Annotated in this window: 18 protein-coding genes, 1 tRNA gene and 1 pseudogene; 9 read left to right on the top strand and 11 right to left on the bottom strand. The window is 71.1% G+C overall.

The features are described from left to right. The 3 genes and pseudogenes from VP06_RS35860 to VP06_RS02600 all read left to right on the top strand — a co-directional run. Nucleotides 1-257 (top strand): annotated as a pseudogene (locus tag VP06_RS35860) (hypothetical protein); the annotation flags it as partial. Continuing rightward, entirely contained in the window at nt 248-1,375 is a 1,128-nt protein-coding gene (locus VP06_RS02605) for a substrate-binding domain-containing protein (protein ID WP_048462272.1), read from the top strand. The pseudogene VP06_RS35860 and the gene VP06_RS02605, both read left to right, overlap by 10 nt. Before the next feature lie 157 nt (nt 1,376-1,532). After that, nucleotides 1,533-2,915, top strand: a complete 1,383-nt coding sequence (locus VP06_RS02600) for a class II 3-deoxy-7-phosphoheptulonate synthase (RefSeq protein ID WP_048462271.1) — start codon at nt 1,533-1,535, stop codon at nt 2,913-2,915. Between the two features lie 253 nt (nt 2,916-3,168). Here the strand turns inward: VP06_RS02600 and VP06_RS02595 are convergent, their stop codons facing one another. Then, a complete protein-coding gene (locus VP06_RS02595) occupies nt 3,169-3,495 on the bottom strand; it encodes a PilZ domain-containing protein (RefSeq protein ID WP_053081499.1) in 327 nt (108 codons plus the stop codon). Between the two features lie 261 nt (nt 3,496-3,756). Here VP06_RS02595 and VP06_RS02590 point away from each other — a divergent pair. From VP06_RS02590 to deoC, 3 genes are all read left to right on the top strand, one after another. After that, nucleotides 3,757-3,832: transfer RNA gene (locus VP06_RS02590), tRNA-Glu, on the top strand. Between the two features lie 310 nt (nt 3,833-4,142). Then, a complete protein-coding gene (locus tag VP06_RS02585; RefSeq protein WP_048462270.1) occupies nt 4,143-4,406 on the top strand; it encodes a hypothetical protein in 264 nt (87 codons plus the stop codon). A gap of 104 nt (nt 4,407-4,510) precedes the next feature. Further along, entirely contained in the window at nt 4,511-5,194 is a 684-nt protein-coding gene (gene deoC / locus VP06_RS02580) for a deoxyribose-phosphate aldolase (RefSeq protein WP_245291016.1), read from the top strand. A 37-nt stretch (nt 5,195-5,231) separates the two neighbouring features. Here the strand turns inward: deoC and VP06_RS02575 are convergent, their stop codons facing one another. The 5 genes from VP06_RS02575 to VP06_RS02560 all read right to left on the bottom strand — a co-directional run bounded on the left by VP06_RS02575 (nt 5,232) and on the right by VP06_RS02560 (nt 9,614). Continuing rightward, complete coding sequence (locus VP06_RS02575; protein WP_048462268.1) at nt 5,232-5,564, bottom strand: hypothetical protein; 333 nt, start codon at nt 5,562-5,564, stop codon at nt 5,232-5,234. Nucleotides 5,565-5,637: 73 nt separating this feature from the next. Then, nucleotides 5,638-5,850 carry a hypothetical protein gene (locus VP06_RS35855; RefSeq protein ID WP_156295417.1) on the bottom strand — a complete coding sequence of 71 codons (213 nt, stop codon included), beginning with the start codon at nt 5,848-5,850 and terminating at the stop codon, nt 5,638-5,640. A gap of 139 nt (nt 5,851-5,989) precedes the next feature. After that, nucleotides 5,990-6,844 carry an SDR family NAD(P)-dependent oxidoreductase gene (locus tag VP06_RS37810; RefSeq protein ID WP_048462267.1) on the bottom strand — a complete coding sequence of 285 codons (855 nt, stop codon included), beginning with the start codon at nt 6,842-6,844 and terminating at the stop codon, nt 5,990-5,992. Beyond that, nucleotides 6,841-7,599, bottom strand: coding sequence for an enoyl-CoA hydratase-related protein (locus VP06_RS37805; RefSeq protein ID WP_048462266.1), 759 nt, complete (start codon nt 7,597-7,599; stop codon nt 6,841-6,843). The genes VP06_RS37810 and VP06_RS37805 overlap by 4 nt, the downstream gene beginning before the upstream one ends. Nucleotides 7,600-7,841: 242 nt before the next feature. Then, nucleotides 7,842-9,614 carry an acyl-CoA dehydrogenase family protein gene (locus tag VP06_RS02560; protein ID WP_048462265.1) on the bottom strand — a complete coding sequence of 591 codons (1,773 nt, stop codon included), beginning with the start codon at nt 9,612-9,614 and terminating at the stop codon, nt 7,842-7,844. Between the two features lie 139 nt (nt 9,615-9,753). Here VP06_RS02560 and VP06_RS02555 point away from each other — a divergent pair, with 139 nt between their 5' ends. Then, nucleotides 9,754-10,746: an L-threonylcarbamoyladenylate synthase gene (locus VP06_RS02555; RefSeq protein ID WP_425350876.1), complete on the top strand. Its 993-nt coding sequence runs from the start codon at nt 9,754-9,756 to the stop codon at nt 10,744-10,746. 253 nt (nt 10,747-10,999) lie between these two features. On the opposite strand, the gene wrbA is transcribed toward VP06_RS02555, so the two are convergent. Next, nucleotides 11,000-11,599 (bottom strand): NAD(P)H:quinone oxidoreductase, encoded by a 600-nt coding sequence (gene wrbA, locus VP06_RS02550; protein WP_048462263.1) that lies wholly within the window; start codon nt 11,597-11,599, stop codon nt 11,000-11,002. A 114-nt stretch (nt 11,600-11,713) separates the two neighbouring features. Here wrbA and VP06_RS02545 point away from each other — a divergent pair, with 114 nt between their 5' ends. After that, the gene (locus tag VP06_RS02545; protein WP_048462262.1) at nt 11,714-12,631 is read left to right on the top strand and encodes a LysR family transcriptional regulator; all 918 of its coding nucleotides are present in this window, start codon (nt 11,714-11,716) and stop codon (nt 12,629-12,631) included. Here the strand turns inward: VP06_RS02545 and greA are convergent. The 4 genes from greA to VP06_RS02525 all read right to left on the bottom strand — a co-directional run bounded on the left by greA (nt 12,601) and on the right by VP06_RS02525 (nt 15,755). Continuing rightward, on the bottom strand, nt 12,601-13,062 hold the full coding sequence (greA, locus tag VP06_RS02540; RefSeq protein ID WP_048462261.1) for a transcription elongation factor GreA: 462 nt from the start codon (nt 13,060-13,062) through the stop codon (nt 12,601-12,603). The genes VP06_RS02545 and greA overlap by 31 nt on opposite strands. Before the next feature lie 74 nt (nt 13,063-13,136). Further along, nucleotides 13,137-14,126: an acrylyl-CoA reductase (NADPH) gene (acuI, locus tag VP06_RS02535; RefSeq protein WP_048462260.1), complete on the bottom strand. Its 990-nt coding sequence runs from the start codon at nt 14,124-14,126 to the stop codon at nt 13,137-13,139. 194 nt (nt 14,127-14,320) lie between these two features. Further along, complete coding sequence (locus VP06_RS02530) at nt 14,321-14,893, bottom strand: hypothetical protein (protein ID WP_048462259.1); 573 nt, start codon at nt 14,891-14,893, stop codon at nt 14,321-14,323. 472 nt (nt 14,894-15,365) lie between these two features. After that, the gene (locus tag VP06_RS02525) at nt 15,366-15,755 is read right to left on the bottom strand and encodes a DUF3775 domain-containing protein (protein WP_048462258.1); all 390 of its coding nucleotides are present in this window, start codon (nt 15,753-15,755) and stop codon (nt 15,366-15,368) included. Between the two features lie 135 nt (nt 15,756-15,890). Between VP06_RS02525 and VP06_RS02520 the strand changes: the two genes are divergently transcribed. Then, complete coding sequence (locus VP06_RS02520) at nt 15,891-16,640, top strand: sulfate transporter family protein (RefSeq protein ID WP_048462257.1); 750 nt, start codon at nt 15,891-15,893, stop codon at nt 16,638-16,640. The last annotated feature ends 41 nt before the right edge of the window (nt 16,641-16,681 follow it).

Raw genomic sequence — 16,681 nt, 5'->3', positions numbered from 1 at the left:
GGTCCGGCTCGGCGAGGGCTACCGGATCCCGGAGGGCGCCCACCGGTCGGCTCGGGCCGGGCTCGCGCGCGGCGGCCGCGATGATCGGGACCCTCGACGCCGTCTTCTCCCGCCATGCCGACCGGCTCGACGCCCCCGAGATCGAGGGGCTCGACGTCGAGCTGAAGCTTCTTGCCGACGCGATCCGGGCCGAGGAGCGCGGCGGCGCCCCCGAGCCCGGGCCCGCCTCCCCGAAGGACACCGCGTCATGGCGCTGACCCGCCGCCATCTCGGCCTCGGCCTGCTCGCCACCGGGCTCGCCGGCACGACCGGCGTCGCGGTGGTCGGGCCGCGGCGGATCGAGGGGCTCGTCACCGGCACGAACCCGGACCAGGCGTCGCTCTGGGGCTTCATCGGGGGCGAGAAGCTCGATTTCGTGAAGAACCCGAAGGTGCGCGACCTGCTGGCGCGTCGCCACGGCCTCACCCTCGACGCGAGCCGGGCCGGGTCGATCGAGATGGTGAGCGACGGCGCCCTCACCCGCCAGCAGCCGCAATGGCTGTGGCCGGCGAGCGCGGTGATGACGCAGCTCGCCCGCCGCAACGGCCTGCCGGTGCGCCGCGACGAGGTCGTGTTCAACTCCCCCCTCGTTCTCTACAGCTGGTCGCCCGTCGTCGAGGCGCTGGAGAAGGCCGGCTTCGTCGAGCGGCGCGACGACGCCTGGTACGTCGTCAAGATGGCCCAGCTGATGGAGGCGATCGTGGCGCGCTTGTCCTGGCGCGACCTCGGCGTGCCGGACCTGTACGGCCGGGTGATCGTCACCACCACCGACCCGGTGAAGTCGAATTCGGGTTTCAGCTTCGCGGCCCTGCTCGCCAACCTGTTCGCGGGTCCGGGCGGCGGCGATGTCGCCACCCTGGAGACGGTGGCACGGGACGGCGACAAGATCGCCGCGGTGTTCGAGCGGATGGGCTACAAGGAAGCCTCCAGCGGCACCCACTGGAACAGCTACCTGACCGAGGGCATGGGCGGGAAGCCGATCGTCGCCGCTTACGAGAGCCAGCTGGTCGAGTTCATCCTGGCCGACCCGGAGCGCTGGAAGGCCCTGCGCAGCGCCCGGATCCGGCCGGTGATGCTCTACCCCGCCCCGACCGTGACCTCAGCCCACCCGATCCTCAGCCTGACCCCCACGGCCGACCGGCTGGTCACGGCCCTGACCGACCCGGACCTCCAGGAGATCGCGTGGAGCGAGCACGGCTTTCGCGGCCGGCTCGGCGGCGTCGGGCGCCGCGGCCCGGCCGTCGAGGGCCTGAGCCCGACCGTGTCGAGCCTCGTGCCGATGCCGGACGCGGCCGCGATGCTCGCCCTGCTGCAACGCCTCGGCGCGCCGCGCTGACTCCGGCGTCACGGGCCGTGCCCAAGGAGGGCGCCACGCGCGGGCCGTGCTGGCGCAACGGCAAGAGAGTTCTCGCTTGCCGGCCCAAACCCCCCTATAAGCCCGGCTTCCGCGACCGACCTGACCGGTTATCGAAGAGGTGCGCGAGGAGAGGACGATGAGCGAGCGTTGGACCCCCACGAGCTGGCGGCGGCTGCCGATTCAGCAGGTCCCGGATTATCCGGATTCCGCTTCCCTCAAGGCGGTGGAGCGGCAGCTCGCGAGCTTTCCCCCCCTCGTTTTTGCAGGTGAGGCGCGCAAGCTGAAGCAGGGGCTCGCCAAGGTGGCGGCAGGCGAGGCGTTCCTGCTCCAGGGCGGCGACTGCGCCGAGAGCTTCGACGAGCATTCCGCCGACAACATCCGCGATTTCTTCCGCGTCTTCCTCCAGATGGCGCTGGTGCTCACCTTCGCGGGCGGATCGCCGGTGGTGAAGATCGGCCGGATCGCCGGGCAATTCGCCAAGCCGCGCTCCTCGCCGACCGAGACCGTCGACGGCGTCTCCCTGCCGAGCTACCGCGGCGACATCGTCAACGGGATCGGCTTCACGGAAGCGGAGCGGGTGCCGAACCCCAACCGCCAGACCGAAGCGTATCGCCAGTCGGCCGCGACGCTGAACCTGCTGCGCGCCTTCGCGACCGGCGGCTACGCCAATCTCGAGAACGCGCATCGCTGGATGCTCGGCTTCGTCAAGGACTCGCCCCAGTCCTCGGCCTATGCCGACCTGGCGCAGCGCATGACCGAGACCCTCGACTTCATGCGGGCGATCGGCATCAACCCGGAGACGCACCAGGAGGTGCGCCAGACCGATTTCTACACCAGCCACGAAGCCCTGCTGCTCGGCTACGAGGAGGCCCTGACCCGGGTCGATTCGACCAGCGGCGACTGGTACGCCACGTCCGGCCACATGCTGTGGATCGGCGACCGTACCCGCCAGGCCGACCACGCCCATATCGAGTTCGCCCGGGGCATCAAGAACCCGATCGGCCTCAAATGCGGCCCGTCGCTGAAGGCCGACGACCTGATCCGCCTCGTCGACCTGCTCAACCCGGCAAACGAGGCCGGCCGCCTGACCCTGATCTGCCGCTTCGGGGCGGACAAGGTCGGCGACCACCTTCCCGCCCTGGTGCGGGCAGTGGAGCGCGAGGGCCGCACGGTGGTGTGGTCCTGCGACCCGATGCACGGCAACACCGTGACGGCGAGCGGCTACAAGACCCGGCCGTTCGAGCGGGTGATGAAGGAGATCCAGGGCTTCTTCGACATCCACCAGGCGGAAGGCACCCATGCCGGCGGCATCCACCTCGAGATGACCGGCAAGAACGTCACCGAATGCACCGGCGGCGCCCGGGCGCTGACGGCGGACGACCTGCGCGACCGCTACCACACCTATTGCGACCCGCGCCTCAACGCCGAGCAGGCGCTGGAAGTGGCCTTCCTGACCGCCGACCTCGTCAAGCGCGAGCGCCGGCAGCACGAGCGCCCGCGGATCGAGGCGGCGGAATAGGCGTTCCGTCCCCTCGCCGGAGGAGGTCGGGGGACCAAGACGAGGCCCGGGATGGAGCCGCCTTCGGGTGGGGCCTGCCCCGGGCCTTTTGGTGTCGGCCGGGGCTTGGAATCGAGGCGTCCCCGGTCGCGCATGCGGCGAGGATCGCGTCTGACCGACGGCCTCACGCTTCTGACGAATCCGGCGGCAAGCCGACGGCTTGGCGTCGATACTCGCGCGTCGGCCCTGCGCGAGACGCGACCGAAGGGCCGGCTCACCGCGTGTTGGTCTCATCCAATTGCCGGTCGAACGCGATCCCGGCGAACTCGCCGTTCCGCCAGACCAGCTTGGCGCGGCGCGTGACGTCCATCTGGGGAATGACGATCCAGATGCGATCCGGCAGCATGTGGCGACGGGAGAGATTGATCTTCGCGCCCGTGGCCGACAGGTCGCGCACCACGCAAGGGATGCGCCCGTAATCAGGTAGAATCACCGTCGCCGGCATCACCGTGCCGTAGCGGCGCCGGCCCCGCTTGTCGCCGCCGCTCTCGGTGTGAGCGTCCGACCGGTTTCCGGTCGTGACGATTGGTCCCTCGCTCATCCCCGCCCCGGCCCCAATTTTTGCACCGCAACGGATATATCACGCGTAACATGATTCAATCCTGTCGGCTGCGGCTCCATCTCACACACGCGGCATGGTATCGAGCGGCAGGGTTAAGCCACTCCTGCTTGTCCTAACGACAGGCTCCGACCAGGGCGCGAGGCCCGCCGGCCAGAACTGCGCCGTCGGTGCGAAATTGCCGGCTACCAGGCTTGCGCTCCCGCCGGCCCGTCTCTACAAAGCCGCCATCCCGCCGGGACAGCTCCCATCGTCTAGCGGTCTAGGACGTCGCCCTCTCACGGCGAAAACAGGGGTTCGAGTCCCCTTGGGAGCGCCATCGGCCGGATCTTCCCAACATGTCTGCCGCAGACGGCAATGGACTCGCCGCGGCGTCTGGGACCCGGATGGGTCGTGTCTGGCGCCGAGACGGGATCATCGTCGGTCTCGGGCGGTACTCACCCTGACGGTCCCGGGAACCTGGCCGCACTCTGCCATCGGAACGGCTGGGGTGATGCCGAAGGCGCGGCGCAGACGGCCGGGGCCTGCGTCAATGGCGGCGTCAGTCGCTGTTCGATCGCGGGCGTTGGGTCTGGACGATGCCCAGCGATCTGCGGCGCTCCCCTCCCCGTCCTTCGAGGCCCGACCCGATGCCTGCCGAGACCCACGCCCTCTCCGACCGCGCCCTGTCGATCTTCGCCTTCGCGGCCTATCACCATCTGATCAGCGGCCAGCCGATCGGATCGGTGGTGCGCCGGGACGGCAGCGGTCATCAGGCGGATCCCGAGGGCGCCGCCGAGGTCGAGCGGCACGGCCTCGCGACCCTGAGCGACGACGCGATCACCTTCACCGAATCGGGCGTCGCCCTCGTCGGGACGACGGTCGCGGCCATCCGGCAGGCCAGCGGACGCTGATCCCGGGCGCTTGACGGGCAGCGCGCCGCGCTTGCACTCCTGCGGTCGTGGCGCCAGGCATCCGGGCCCGGGGCGCTCCGGAGACGATTCCCTTGGATCTTCCCTTGGACCTTCCTTTGGACGCGCCCGCCCTCGCCCGCCTGATCGACCACACGCTCTTGCGGGCCGACGCCACCTCGGCGGAGGTCCGGCGCCTGTGCGAGGAGGCGCTGGCGCACCGCTTCAAGGCGGTCTGCGTCAATCCGGTCCATGTCGGCCTCGTGGCCGGGATCCTGTTCGGCAGCGACATCGCCCCCTGCTCCGTCGTCGGCTTCCCCCTCGGGGCGGTGAGGCCGGAGGACAAGGCGGCGGAGGCCGTGGGCGCCGTGCGCTGCGGCGCCGCCGAGATCGACATGGTGATCGCGCTCGGCCCCCTGAAGGAGGGCGACCACGCGGCGGTACGGGCCGACATCGCGGCGGTCCGGGCGGCTTGCCGGGAGCAGGTGCTGAAGGTCATCGTCGAGGCGTGCCTGCTCGACGAGGCGCAGATGCGCCTCGCCTGCACCCTGGCGGTCGAGGCCGGGGCCGATTTCGTCAAGACCTCGACCGGCTTCTCGACCGGCGGCGCCACCGTGGCGGATGTGGCGCTGATGCGCGCGACCGTGGGCGAGGCGATCGGCGTCAAGGCGTCGGGGGGCGTGCGCAGCCTGGAGGCCGCCCGCGCGCTGGTCGCCGCCGGGGCGACGCGGCTCGGGACGAGTTCGGGCGTGGCGTTGATGACCGCCGGGGTGGCGGGCGAGGCGTATTGACGTCGACGCTCTCTCAACCCGACCGCTTGGGGACCGGCTATCGACCGTCGGCGGGGGCGGAGTGCGGCCTGTCGACGTCAGCCAGATAGTCCTGAATCGCTCGCGCCGTCGTCTCGGCTCTCACGTCCTGCCCCGGACGATCACCGATGGCCATATGGTCACGCTCGACGCTCAAGAGGTATGCGACGGCCTCTCGGAGCCCTCCGCCACGACGAAGATCACCGGCGACCTTCAGCAGGTATGCATCATACTCATCGGCGAACGGCTTGTGGTCCCATGCCTCACCCGCCGCCAGGAGACCGATCGGGTCCCATTCTCTCCAGCCGATAGTCCTCAAGCGCGATAGAGCAATTGGCGGCGTATCGGTCATATCGGCGCTCCTTTAAGCATCAGCATTGCGCCTATTCTTAATCACAATCTCAGCCTCGGTCTCGATCATTCGTTTATTCATTTTCCCCCAGGGCCAATCTCTCAAATTCAGCCGGCGGCAGCTTGTGAAGCCGGCGCGAATAGTTCGGATCAAATTCTCTATCGTTGGGATCATGCCCGGACTTCGAGGCCGATTTCCGTCCGACAGCTTTGACAAATTGGGCGACGTCGCGTGATTGGCGCTCGTCACGGCTCAATGTGGATGAGGACGTCTCGTTGGTCGCCATCTCTCTTCCCTGGCGCCTCACAGTGATCTTGGTGAATGCCCGATCCAGGTTGTCATGCCGCCGATCATGTCGGCACGGATGAGTTCCACAAACCACCCTCACCTGTCCTTCACACTGTCACGCTGAGCAGGCTCGCATTTTACGTCCCCCCCGCCCGGTAGCGCTCCGGCCGGCTGCCATCCTCGTCCGTGAAGCCGTAAACCCGCGCCAGATCGCCGACATGAAGCACCTGGCCGGCGAAGGCCGTGACCCCGGGATCGCCCGCCAGCGCCGCCAGCGCCCGCCCGGCATAGACCGGGCTCTCCCCGGCCTCCCCGCCCATCCCGGCCTCCATCACCCGCTCGGTCCGCACGAGGCCCGGCGCCAGGGCGAGCGCCGTGACGCCATGGGGCTTCAGCTCCTCGGCCATCGCCAGGGCGAGGCGGTTGGTGGCGGCCTTGGCGAGGTCGTAGAACAGGTCGCCCAGATAGGCTTCCGTGCCGAAGGAGACCAGCGCCAGGAGGCCGCCCTTGGCCGAGACCATGGCGGGGGCGACGGCCCGGGCCAGGATCAGCCCGGCGAGCGGGCCGGTCTCGAGGTTGTGGCGCAGGGGCGCGAGGCCGCGGCGCCAGAAGGCTGTGCCCCAGGTGGCGCCGTCGGGATAGCGCACGCCGTCATAGCCCTCGTTGCCGCCCCAGAGGCTCGACACCGCGACATCGATGCGGCCGAAGCGGCGCAGCACCCAGCGCACCATCGCGTCCACCTCGGGCTCGCGGGTGTGGTCGCAGAGATAGTGGTGGCCGCGCCCGCCCGCGAGGTCGACCTCCCGGGCGGTGTCCTCCAGGGCTTCCGCCCGCTGGTCGGTGCGGGCGCCGGTCTCGCTGGAACGGGCGGTGACTACCACGGTGGCGCCGGCCTCGCCCAAGCCCCGGGCGATGCCGCGGCCGACCCCGCGGGAGGCGCCGGCGACGAGGCAGACTTTTCCGGAGAGATCCGGGACGCCCGCGGGCCTCACCGGGTGCCGCGGGACAGGAAGCGGCGGAAGGCGGCTTGGGCCTCGGGTGAGCGGAGCGCCGCGTCGAAGGCAGCGGCCTCGGCATCCACGGCGGCGCGCACGGCGTCGTGGTCGCCGCGGATCAGCCTGCGGGCGGCGGCGAGCGCCTGGCGGGGCTTGGCGGCGAGCTTGGCGGCCTGCGCGAGGGCATGTTCGAGGAGACCATCGGCCGGCACGACCGCATTGGCGAGCCCGAGCCGCACCGCCTCGTCCGCGCCGTAAGCCTCGCCGAGGAGCAGCAGTTCCGTCGCCTTCGCCACCCCGATCCGGCGCGGCAGGAGGTAGCTGGACGCCGCCTCCGGCACCAGGCCGAGATCGACGAAGGGCATCCGGAAGGTCGCGGCCGGCGCCACGTAGACGAGGTCGCAGTGATAGGTCAGCGTGGTGCCGACCCCGACCGCGAGCCCGTCCACCGCCGCCACCATCGGGGTGCGGATCACGGCGAGCTGGCGGATGAAGCGGAGCGACGGCGCCTCGCCGAAGGAGGCGTCCGCACGGGCGACGAAGTCGGCGATGTCGTTGCCGGCGGTGAACACCCCCTCGGCTCCGGCGAAGACCACGGCGCCGACGCCCGAATCCTCCCGGTCGGCGCTCGCCAGCGCCTCGCGCATGGCGTCGTACATGGCGCCGGTGAGAGCGTTCTTCTTCTCGGGACGCATGAGCTGGACGAGACGGACGCCGCCGGGCTCGTCGGTGATGCGGACGTGGTCGGTCATGAGGGCTCCGGGTATAGGGCGCGAATAACGGAGGATTGGCCTTGGGATGGGCCGGGGCAACGTCAGCTCTCCCCATCCCCGACCTCATCCTGAAGTGCCGCTGCTTGCGGCGTCCTCGAAGAAGGGCTCCGGATAGCGCGGAGATGTCCGGAGCCCTCCGTCGAGGTCAGTCGATCGTCACCGACGACACCCGGCGATGAGGTTCCGGGTGGGAGAGCCTGATCGGTCGCACGATGCGCGTCTCACCCCGCCAGCGCCAGAACCCCATCCTGGAGGAACCCGCCGCCCGCCGTCACCGTCTCCTCCAGCCCGCGGGCCGCGGTGGCGAGGTTCTCGGCGAAGAATCGGGCGAGCGCGATGCGGGCCGGATGCGCCGGGTCGCCGTCGCCGGCCTTCGCCGCCGCGTTCGCCGCAAGCGCGGCTTGCGCCAGGCAGGCGCCGCCCTGGGCGAGGCCGAACAGGCGCAGGTACGGGGTGGCGCCGGCCAGCGCCTCGTCGGGCCGGTTGGAGCCGAGGGTCTTGAGCAGGTAGCTCGTCGCCCGGTCCAGCGCCTCGATCGTCTCGCGCAGGCGCGGGGCGGTGTCGCCGAAGGCCGGACCGCCCTCCTTCAGCACCCGCTCGGCGACGAGGCGCAGGGCGCCGATCTGGCCGCGCACCACCGCGCCGTTCTCCAGCGGCAGCTTGCGGGTGACGAGGTCGATCGCCTGGATGCCGTTGGTGCCCTCGTAGATCGCCGCGATGCGGGCATCGCGCAGGTGCTGGGCGGCGCCGGTCTCCTCGACGAAGCCCATGCCGCCATGGACCTGGATGCCGAGCGACGCCACCTCGATGCCGATATCGGTCGAGAACGCCTTGGCCACCGGGGTCAGCAGGGAGGCCCGGGCTTGCGCCGCCTGGCGCGCCGCCTCGTCCGGCGCCCGGTGGGCGCGGTCGATCGCCTCCGCCGTCAGGTAGCAGATGCCGCGGGACGCCGCGGTCAGCGCCTTCATGGTGAGCAGCATCCGCTGCACGTCGGGATGCGCGATGATCGGGCTCGCGCCGCCGTCCGTGGCGGTGCTCGCCCGGCCCTGGCGGCGGTCGCGGGCGTAGAGAAGCGCCTGCTGATAGGCGCGCTCGGCGATGGCGACGCCCTGGAGGCCGACGCCGAGGCGGGCATTGTTCATCATCGTGAACATGCAGGCGAGCCCCCGGTTCGGCTCGCCGACGAGCCAGCCGGTGGCGCCGTCATACACCATGGTGCAGGTCGGCGAGCCATGGATGCCGAGCTTGTGCTCGATGCCGGCGCATGTCAGCGCATTGCGGGTGCCATCCGGCAGCACCTTCGGCACCAGGAACAGCGAGATGCCGCGGGTGCCGGCGGGCGCGTCGGGAAGCCGCGCCAGCACCAGATGGATGATGTTGTCGGTGAGGTCGTGCTCGCCCCAGGTGATGTAGATCTTCTCGCCCGAGATCCGGTAGCGGCCGTCGCCGGTGGGCTCGGCCCGGGTCCGCATCACCGACAGGTCCGAGCCGGCCTGCGGCTCGGTGAGGTTCATGGTGGCGGTCCATTCGCCCGAGACCAGCTTTTCGAGGTAGCGCGACCGCAGGTCCTCGCTGCCGTGGCGGCTCAGCGCCTCGACGCCGCCGGCGGTGAGCAGCGGCCCGAGGCCGAACGCCATCGCGGCGGAGTTCCACATCTCGATGCAGGCGGCGTTGAGCAGCACCGGCAGGCCCTGACCACCGTATTCGACCGGGCCCGGCAGGGCGTTCCAGCCGCCCTCGGTCCAGGCGCGGTAAGCGTCCCGGTAGCCCGGCGGCATCGTCACCACGCCGTCCTTGAGCGGCGTGCCGTGCCGATCGCCGACCCGGTTGAGCGGCGCCACCACGTCGTTGGCGAAGCGTCCGGCCTCGTCCAGGATGGTGTCGACGAGATCGTCCGAGAGGTCGCCGTGCAGCCCTTCGGCGATGGCGCGGTCGAGCCCGGCGACGTGCCGGAGCGTGAAGGCCATCTCGGCCACGGGCGCGCGATAGGTCATCGAGGGCTCCTCCCGAACAGAGCGGGGCGGCTTCACCGGGCGCGCCCGCCATGCGGGCTCGCCACGAGCCACCCTTTGGATTTGACGTGCAGCCGCCGCCGACGCTACGGCCGACGGCATGGTGATGGATAGTTTAGACGTGAACGATGATCGCGGGTCAATGCCGACCCGGCGGCTGACCGCCGATGACGCGGGTGTCCAGGAGGCCGGCGCCCTCTTGCGCGCCGGCAAGCTGGTGGCGATCCCGACCGAGACCGTCTACGGCCTCGGCGCCGATGCCGGCGACCCCGTCGCGGTGGCGGGGATCTACGCCGCCAAGGCGCGGCCGCGGTTCAACCCGCTGATCGCCCATCTGCCCGACCTCGCATCGGCCCGGCGGGAAGGCGTTTTCGGCGAGGACGCGCTGACGCTGGCGCGCGCCTTCTGGCCCGGCCCGCTGACCCTGGTGGTGCCGGTGGCCCGGACGGGCCGTGTCTGCGACCTCGCCCGGGCAGGCCTCGAGAGCGTCGCGCTCCGGGTGCCGGGCAGCGCCCTCGCCCGCGCCGTGCTGACGGCGGCGGGCTGCCCGGTGGCGGCCCCCTCGGCCAACCGCTCCGGGCGGGTGAGCCCGACGCAGGCCGAGCATGTGCTGGGCGATCTCGACGGCCGCATCGCGGCGGTTCTCGATGGCGGGCCCTGTCCGGTCGGGGTCGAATCGACCATCGTCGCCTGCCTCGACGGTCCGCCGGTGCTGCTGCGCCCGGGCGGCCTGCCGCGCGACGCCATCGAGACGGTGTTGGGCGGGGACCTAGCGCTGCCGGAGGCCCCGGACGGGGCGGCACCGATATCCCCCGGGCTTCTCGCCTCGCATTACGCGCCGCGCGCCGCGGTGCGGCTCGACGCCGCGGAGATCCGGCCCGGCGAGGCCGTCCTGCTGTTCGGCCCGGCCATGCCGGAAGGGCTCGACCGCGCGGCGATCGCCGTCAATCTCAGCCCGGCCGGCGATCTTGCCGAGGCGGCGGCGCATCTCTTCGCCGATCTGCGCCGGCTCGATGCGAGCGGCGCGGCGACGATCGCGGTGGCGCCGATTCCCGAGGCCGGGCTCGGCGAGGCGATCCGCGACCGGCTGGCACGGGCGGCCGCGCCGCGGTGAGTCTGTGGCCGACGCAAGCAGGACACGCAACACCGCCTCTCCCATCCGGCACCTCGGGATGAGGTTGTGGGTGGGAGAGGCGGTGACACTTGACCGAGCGGATTTCGAGGAGTCGGCCCAACTTTTTTCCCGAACCGGTGGAACCGGGCCCGCGGGTCTCGCGTTGAAGAGGTCTAGAAGGTCACCTAAGCCCCCATCGACCTTCCGCCTCAAAGGCCCGGACCCGCGTCCGGGCTTTTTCTTTGTCCCGGGCTCAGTCCGCCAGCTTCGCCGCGATGGCGGCGACGTGGCGGCCCTGGAAGCGGGCGCCCTCAAGCTCCACCGCGCTCGGCTGGCGGCTGCCGTCGCCGCCCGCGATGGTCGAGGCGCCATAGGGCGAGTTGCCCATCACCTCGGCCGTGCCGAGCTGGCCCTGGAAGCTGTAGGGCAGGCCGACCACCACCATGCCCTGGTGCAGCAGCACGGTGTGGAAGCTCAGGATCGTCGATTCCTGGCCGCCATGCTGTGACGCCGTGGAGGTGAAGACCGCGCCGACCTTGCCGATCAGGGCGCCCTTCGCCCACAGGCCGCCGGTCTGGTCGATGAAGTTCTTCATCTGCGACGCCATGTTGCCATAGCGGGTCGGCGTGCCGAAGATGATCGCGTCGTAGGACGGCAACTCGTCGACCGTGGCGACCGGCGCCGCCTGGTCGAGCTTGTAATGCGAGTTGCGGGCGACCTCCTCGGGTACCAGCTCGGGCACCCGCTTGACCACGACCTCGGCGCCGGCCTCGCGGACGCCCTCGGCCACCGCATAGGCCATCTGCTCGATATGGCCGTAGGTCGAGTAATAGAGGACCAGAACCTTCGCCATCGCGTGATCTCCCGTCGGTTGGTGGCGCGGACCATCGCGGATCGCGGACGCGCCGGAAATGGCCTATGATGCAAGCCCGCGCTTGCAGGCGCGCAAGCTCGGGAGTGCCACCACGTGACCGCCGCCCTCGCCTGGGACGATTTCCGGCTGGTGAAGGCCATCTCCGACCAGCGCGGCCTGACCCAGGCCGCCGAGCGGCTCGGGATCAACCACTCCACGGCCTTCCGGCGCCTCGGCCAGATCGAGGCGGCCCTGCGCACGCCGCTCTTCGAGCGCCACCGCACCGGCTACGTGCCGACGCCGGCGGCCGAGGAGATGGTCCGCATCGCCGCCCGGATGGAGGAGGACGTGCTGGCCTTCACCCGGCGGATCGAGGGTCGGATCTTAAGCCCCGCGGGGGAACTGCGCATCACGACGGCGGCCTCGCTGCTCACCGGCCTGCTGACGCCGATCCTCGCGGCATTCTGCGCCCGCTGTCCGGAGGTGCGCCTCGACGTGGTGGTGTCGGAGCAGGCGCTGAACCTCGCCAAACGCGATGCCGACGTGGCCTTGCGTGCCACCAACGATCCGCCCGACACCCTGGTGGGCCGGCGCCTCGCCACCATCGCCTGGGCGCTCTACGGCCGGAGCGACACCGATCCCGGCCTGCCGCTGAGCGCGCAACGCTGGGTCTCGCCGGCGCCCCGTCTCGGCGCCGCCGTCGCGGCGCGCTACGTGCAAGAGCGGACGGCGCCCGAGCGCGTGGTGCTGCGCCTCGACACCGTGCAGGGGCTGGCCGATGCGGTGGAGGCGGGAATCGGCATCGGCCCCCTCCCCTGCGTGATCGGCGACCGTCGTCCGGGCCTCGTGCGGCTCTCGGGCCCGGAGCCGGAGCTTGCCGCCGGGCTCTGGCTCCTCACCCATCCGGATCTGCGCCGGGCGGCCCGGGTGCGGGCCTTCCTCGACTTCGTCGGCGACGCGATCACCCGCGAGCGCGACGCCATCGAGGGGCGTCTCCCGCCTCAGCGTACCGAGACGATCTCGACCTCTTGACCCGCCACCGTCACGACGTCGCCCGCCTGCTTGCCGGTCAGCGCCCGGGCGAGCGGCGCCACATAGGCGAGCGTGCCCCGGGCCGGGTCGGCCTCGTCCTCGCCGACGAGGCGGAAGGTCTGCTCCGTCCCGCCCTCACGGGCGATGGTGACGGTGGACCCGAACTGCACCGTGTCGCCGGGCGGCTGCTCCACCACCTGGGCCGAGCTGCGCCGGGCGGTCCAGTAGCGGAGGTCGCGGTTCACCCGGGCCATGTTGGCCTTGTCGTCGGGCGACAGGCCGGCATGCTCGGCATGAAGCCGGTCCAGCTCCGCGTCGATGAGGGCGAGGCCCTCCGGCGTGACGAAGTTCGGGTGCGGGGAGACGGGACGGTCGGGGAGATCCTCGAAGGCTTCCCCGCCCTCCTTCTCGCGAACGAAGGCGATGCTCATGAAATGGGCAATGCGCGGAGCGTCGCCGAGGTTCCGTCGATGGTTCCGCCGATCGCCTGCGCTTGGGAGGTCGCCTACCCGATCACCACGACGGTGCGCCCGCGGGTGCGCCCGGCCAGGATCTCCGGCCCACGCGCGATCACCTCGGCGAGCGGCACGGTGGTGGTCATCGCCGACAGCGCGGCGGGGTCGAGGTCGCGGGCCAGCCGGGCCCAGGCTTCGCGGCGCAAGGGGAGCGGTGCCATCACGCTCTCGATGCCGTAGAGCGCCACGCCGCGCAGGATGAACGGCGCTACTGAGGTCGGCAGGTCCATGCCGCCGGCAAGCCCGCAGGCCGCGACCGCGCCGCCGGTGCGCGTCATCGCCAGCGCGTTGGCGAGCGTCGTGGAGCCGACCGCGTCGATGGAGGCGGCCCAGCGCTCCTTGCCGAGCGGCTTGCCGGGCTGGCTCAGCTCGGCCCGGTCGAGGATCTCGGCAGCCCCCAGGCCGCGCAGGTATTCCGCCTCTTCCTCCGCCCGCCCGGTCGAGGCGATGACGTGCCAGCCGGCACGCGCCAGGAGCGAGACCGCCACCGAGCCGACGCCGCCCGCCGCGCCCGTCACCAGGGCCGGGCCGGATTCGGGGGTGAGGCCGTGGCGCTCGATCGCCAGCAGGGCCAGCATCGCGGTGTAGCCGGCGGTGCCGATCGCCATCGCCTGTTCGGGGGTGAGGGTGGCCGGCAGGGCCACCAGCCAGTCGCCCTTGACCCGCGATTTCTCGGCATAGGCGCCGAGATGGGTCTCGCCGGTGCCCCAGCCGTTCAGCACCACGGAGTCGCCGGGCTTCCAGTCCGGGTGGGACGAGGTCTCGACCACGCCGGCAAAGTCGATGCCGGGGATCATCGGCCAGCGCCGCACCACCGGGGCTTTGCCGGTCAGCGCCAGCCCGTCCTTGTAGTTGAGGGTGGAGTGGGTGACCCGGACGGTCACGTCGCCGTCCATCAGTGCCGAGTCGTCGACATCCTGGAGCGCGACGCGCTGCCCGCCCTCGGCCTTCTCGATCACCACCGCCTTGAAGGTACCCACGCCGCCGCCTCCCTGGTCGCGCGCGGATCCCGCCGCGTTCGCTCGTCCAGGGTTGTGGGGTGCAGGGCCCCCGGCGGCAAGGTGGCCGAGGCAAGGTGGGCGAGGGATGGGGCGGGAGGGCGGCAAGAGAAAGGCGGCAAGAGGAAGGCGGCAAGCGGAGGGCGGCCCGGGCACGACCCGGGCCGCCGCGCGGCTCAGTAGCCGTCGTAGATGCTGCCGCCGCCGAAGACGAGACCGGTGCCGATCCCGATGCCGGCCCCCGCCAGGCCGAGCCCCGCGCCGATGATCCCGCCCGGGCCTGAGCCGGCCGCGTAGCCGCCGCCATGGGCCGGCACCCAGCCCGAGCGGGCGGGCTCGACCAGCACGCGGCGCTGGTACGAGGCGTAGGCCGGCGGGATCACCTGCGGCACGACCTGGGCCGGACGCACCAGCACCCGGCGGGTCTGGGTGGCATAGCGGGCCGGGATCGTGACCCAGCAGCCGACGGTCTGGCCATAGGCGTCGATGGAGGTCTGCCACACCCGGCGGGCCGGCTCGACCAGCACCTGCTCGGACACCGTGTCGTAGACCGGCGGCACGACGTGGGTCACCGTGCGCGGCGGGCGCACCATGACCTGCTCGGACACCGTACCGTAGACCGGCGGCGTCGAGACGTGGCGGTAGCAATCGGTGGTGCAGCCGTAGCCGCCGGCCAAGGCCGGGGCAGCGGAGAGCAGGCTCGCCACGAGGGCGGTGGCGGCGATGGCACGGGTGACCGGAGCGGTCATGGTCTGGCTTCCTCGGAGACGGGCGGGGTGATGGATCCGCGCGGTGCTCGTCAGCGCCACGCTTGCCCGAGAGAAAAGCCGCGCCGCCCGCCTTCAGGCAAGCCGAAACCGGTAAGAAGGTAAAATTGCCCTCGGGATTTACTACGTATTTCGGCGAAATGCGGAGGGATTCGCGCAAGCCTGAGAATCGATCGCCGGGTATGGACTCGGGAACATCCGGCTTGTCTTGCGCAGATAGTGGTTCCGTAAACCATTCTGGTCGATTGTGTTGGGGGAAACCGCGATGCCGGATCTGTCTCCGAGGCGACGGTGCCGGCTCGACGACGAACGCCCTCGCGGCATCCCGGGGTCGCGTCCAGGACATCGGGAGGGCATCGGGTTCGTCGGTCGAACGATTTGCCCCGCGAAGCCGCCGGGGGATCCCGCGCTCGATGGTGACAGGCGTCCTTTCCGCGGCGCGGAACGCGGGCGCCTACACGTCGCAGCTCAATCCCAGAGCGGCCAATCCCTCGTCGAGCAGGTCGCCGACATTGGGAATGCCCAACAGGTAATCGGCGGGACGGGAGCCGGCGGCCTCGCGCTCGCGCGCGAGACGGACGGCGTCGGGAAACTCCTCCGGCTCCATGTCGCCGCGGCCGACGAACAGGATCGCCACCAGCTCGGCCCGCTCGTCGTCGTTGAGGCCGGCCACCATCTCGCGCAGCTCCTCCTCGGTCGCGTCGTCGGTGCCGTCGACCAGCACGTCGCGGGCGCCGTCGTCGATCGGGTTCGAGCCGGAATCGGGGTCGCTCAGGCCCTCCTTCACGTCGAGAGCCCGGGCCCTTAGGATGAACTCACAGACCTTCTCCACGGCGATGTCCATCGGACGGACCTCCTTCAAGCCACACGCAACACGCGGTGCAGCCTCAACCCGCGAGGCGGAGGCGGGTTCGCCTCTGGACGGCGGGGCCGTTCGACATCAAGTGAGCGGCGGCGCGCCCACCCTCCGAGGTTCCCGATGCTTATCAACGCCGCCTTCGCGGCCCTGCGGCAGGTTTTTTCCCCGCCGCTCCGCGCGATCCTGTGGAAGTCGCTCGGCCTCACGGTCGGGCTCCTGGCCCTGGTGTGGTTCGGCCTCACCAAGGTCATCGCGGCCGTGCTCGCCGCCCACCCGATCTCGACCGACTACGCGATGGTCAATGCCGTGGCGTCGTTCCTGGCTGGGGCCGGGCTGTTCGTCGGGCTCGCCTATATCCTGCCGCCGGTCTCGATCCTGGTGGCGGGCTACTTCCTCGACGATGCCGCCGAGATCGTCGAGCGCACCGACTTCCCCGACGAGGTGCCGGGCCAGGCGATGCCGCTGTCCCAGGCGATGCTCTACACGGCGCGGTTCGCCGCGCTGGCGCTCGCCGTCAACCTCGCGGCGCTTCTGCTGCTGCTGGTGCCGGGCATCAACGTCGCGGCGTTCTTCCTCGCCAACACCTACCTGCTCGGCCGCGAGTATTTCGAACTTGCCGCCGCCCGGTTCCGGCCGCTGCAAGACGCCGGCGCCATGCGGCGCCACCACACGGCGACCGTGATGCTCGCCGGCGCGCTGCTCGCCGGGCTGATGCTGGTACCGATCGTCAACCTCATCACGCCACTCTTCGGCATCGCCCTGATGGTCCATGTCCACAAGGGCCTGAGCCGCGACCGGCTGCTGAAGGCGCCCGCTGCCCGCCTGCCGCTGGCGATGGACGGCGACCGGATCGACGCGGGCCGGCGCTGATACCAACGGTCGTTCTCAACGACCGTTGGTATGACACGGCA

Origin of the sequence: Methylobacterium aquaticum, from assembly GCF_001043915.1 — a bacterium.
In the GTDB taxonomy this organism is placed as follows: Bacteria; Pseudomonadota; Alphaproteobacteria; order Rhizobiales; family Beijerinckiaceae; genus Methylobacterium; species Methylobacterium aquaticum.
Note: the sequence above shows the minus strand (reverse complement) of the source record. Positions and strands in the feature narration are given on the sequence as shown.

Excerpts from the sequence above, each read along its gene's own strand:
- VP06_RS02605 (WP_048462272.1), top strand. The coding sequence starts at position 248 with ATGGCGCTGACCCGCCGCCATCTCGGCCTCGGCCTGCTCGCCACCGGG.
- VP06_RS02600 (WP_048462271.1), top strand. The coding sequence starts at position 1,533 with ATGAGCGAGCGTTGGACCCCCACGAGCTGGCGGCGGCTGCCGATTCAG.
- VP06_RS02595 (WP_053081499.1), bottom strand. The coding sequence starts at position 3,495 with ATGAGCGAGGGACCAATCGTCACGACCGGAAACCGGTCGGACGCTCAC.
- VP06_RS02585 (WP_048462270.1), top strand. The coding sequence starts at position 4,143 with ATGCCTGCCGAGACCCACGCCCTCTCCGACCGCGCCCTGTCGATCTTC.
- VP06_RS02575 (WP_048462268.1), bottom strand. The coding sequence starts at position 5,564 with ATGACCGATACGCCGCCAATTGCTCTATCGCGCTTGAGGACTATCGGC.
- VP06_RS35855 (WP_156295417.1), bottom strand. The coding sequence starts at position 5,850 with ATGGCGACCAACGAGACGTCCTCATCCACATTGAGCCGTGACGAGCGC.
- VP06_RS37805 (WP_048462266.1), bottom strand. The coding sequence starts at position 7,599 with ATGACCGACCACGTCCGCATCACCGACGAGCCCGGCGGCGTCCGTCTC.
- VP06_RS02560 (WP_048462265.1), bottom strand. The coding sequence starts at position 9,614 with ATGACCTATCGCGCGCCCGTGGCCGAGATGGCCTTCACGCTCCGGCAC.
- wrbA (WP_048462263.1), bottom strand. The coding sequence starts at position 11,599 with ATGGCGAAGGTTCTGGTCCTCTATTACTCGACCTACGGCCATATCGAG.
- greA (WP_048462261.1), bottom strand. The coding sequence starts at position 13,062 with ATGAGCATCGCCTTCGTTCGCGAGAAGGAGGGCGGGGAAGCCTTCGAG.
- VP06_RS02530 (WP_048462259.1), bottom strand. The coding sequence starts at position 14,893 with ATGACCGCTCCGGTCACCCGTGCCATCGCCGCCACCGCCCTCGTGGCG.
- VP06_RS02525 (WP_048462258.1), bottom strand. The coding sequence starts at position 15,755 with ATGGACATCGCCGTGGAGAAGGTCTGTGAGTTCATCCTAAGGGCCCGG.
- VP06_RS02520 (WP_048462257.1), top strand. The coding sequence starts at position 15,891 with ATGCTTATCAACGCCGCCTTCGCGGCCCTGCGGCAGGTTTTTTCCCCG.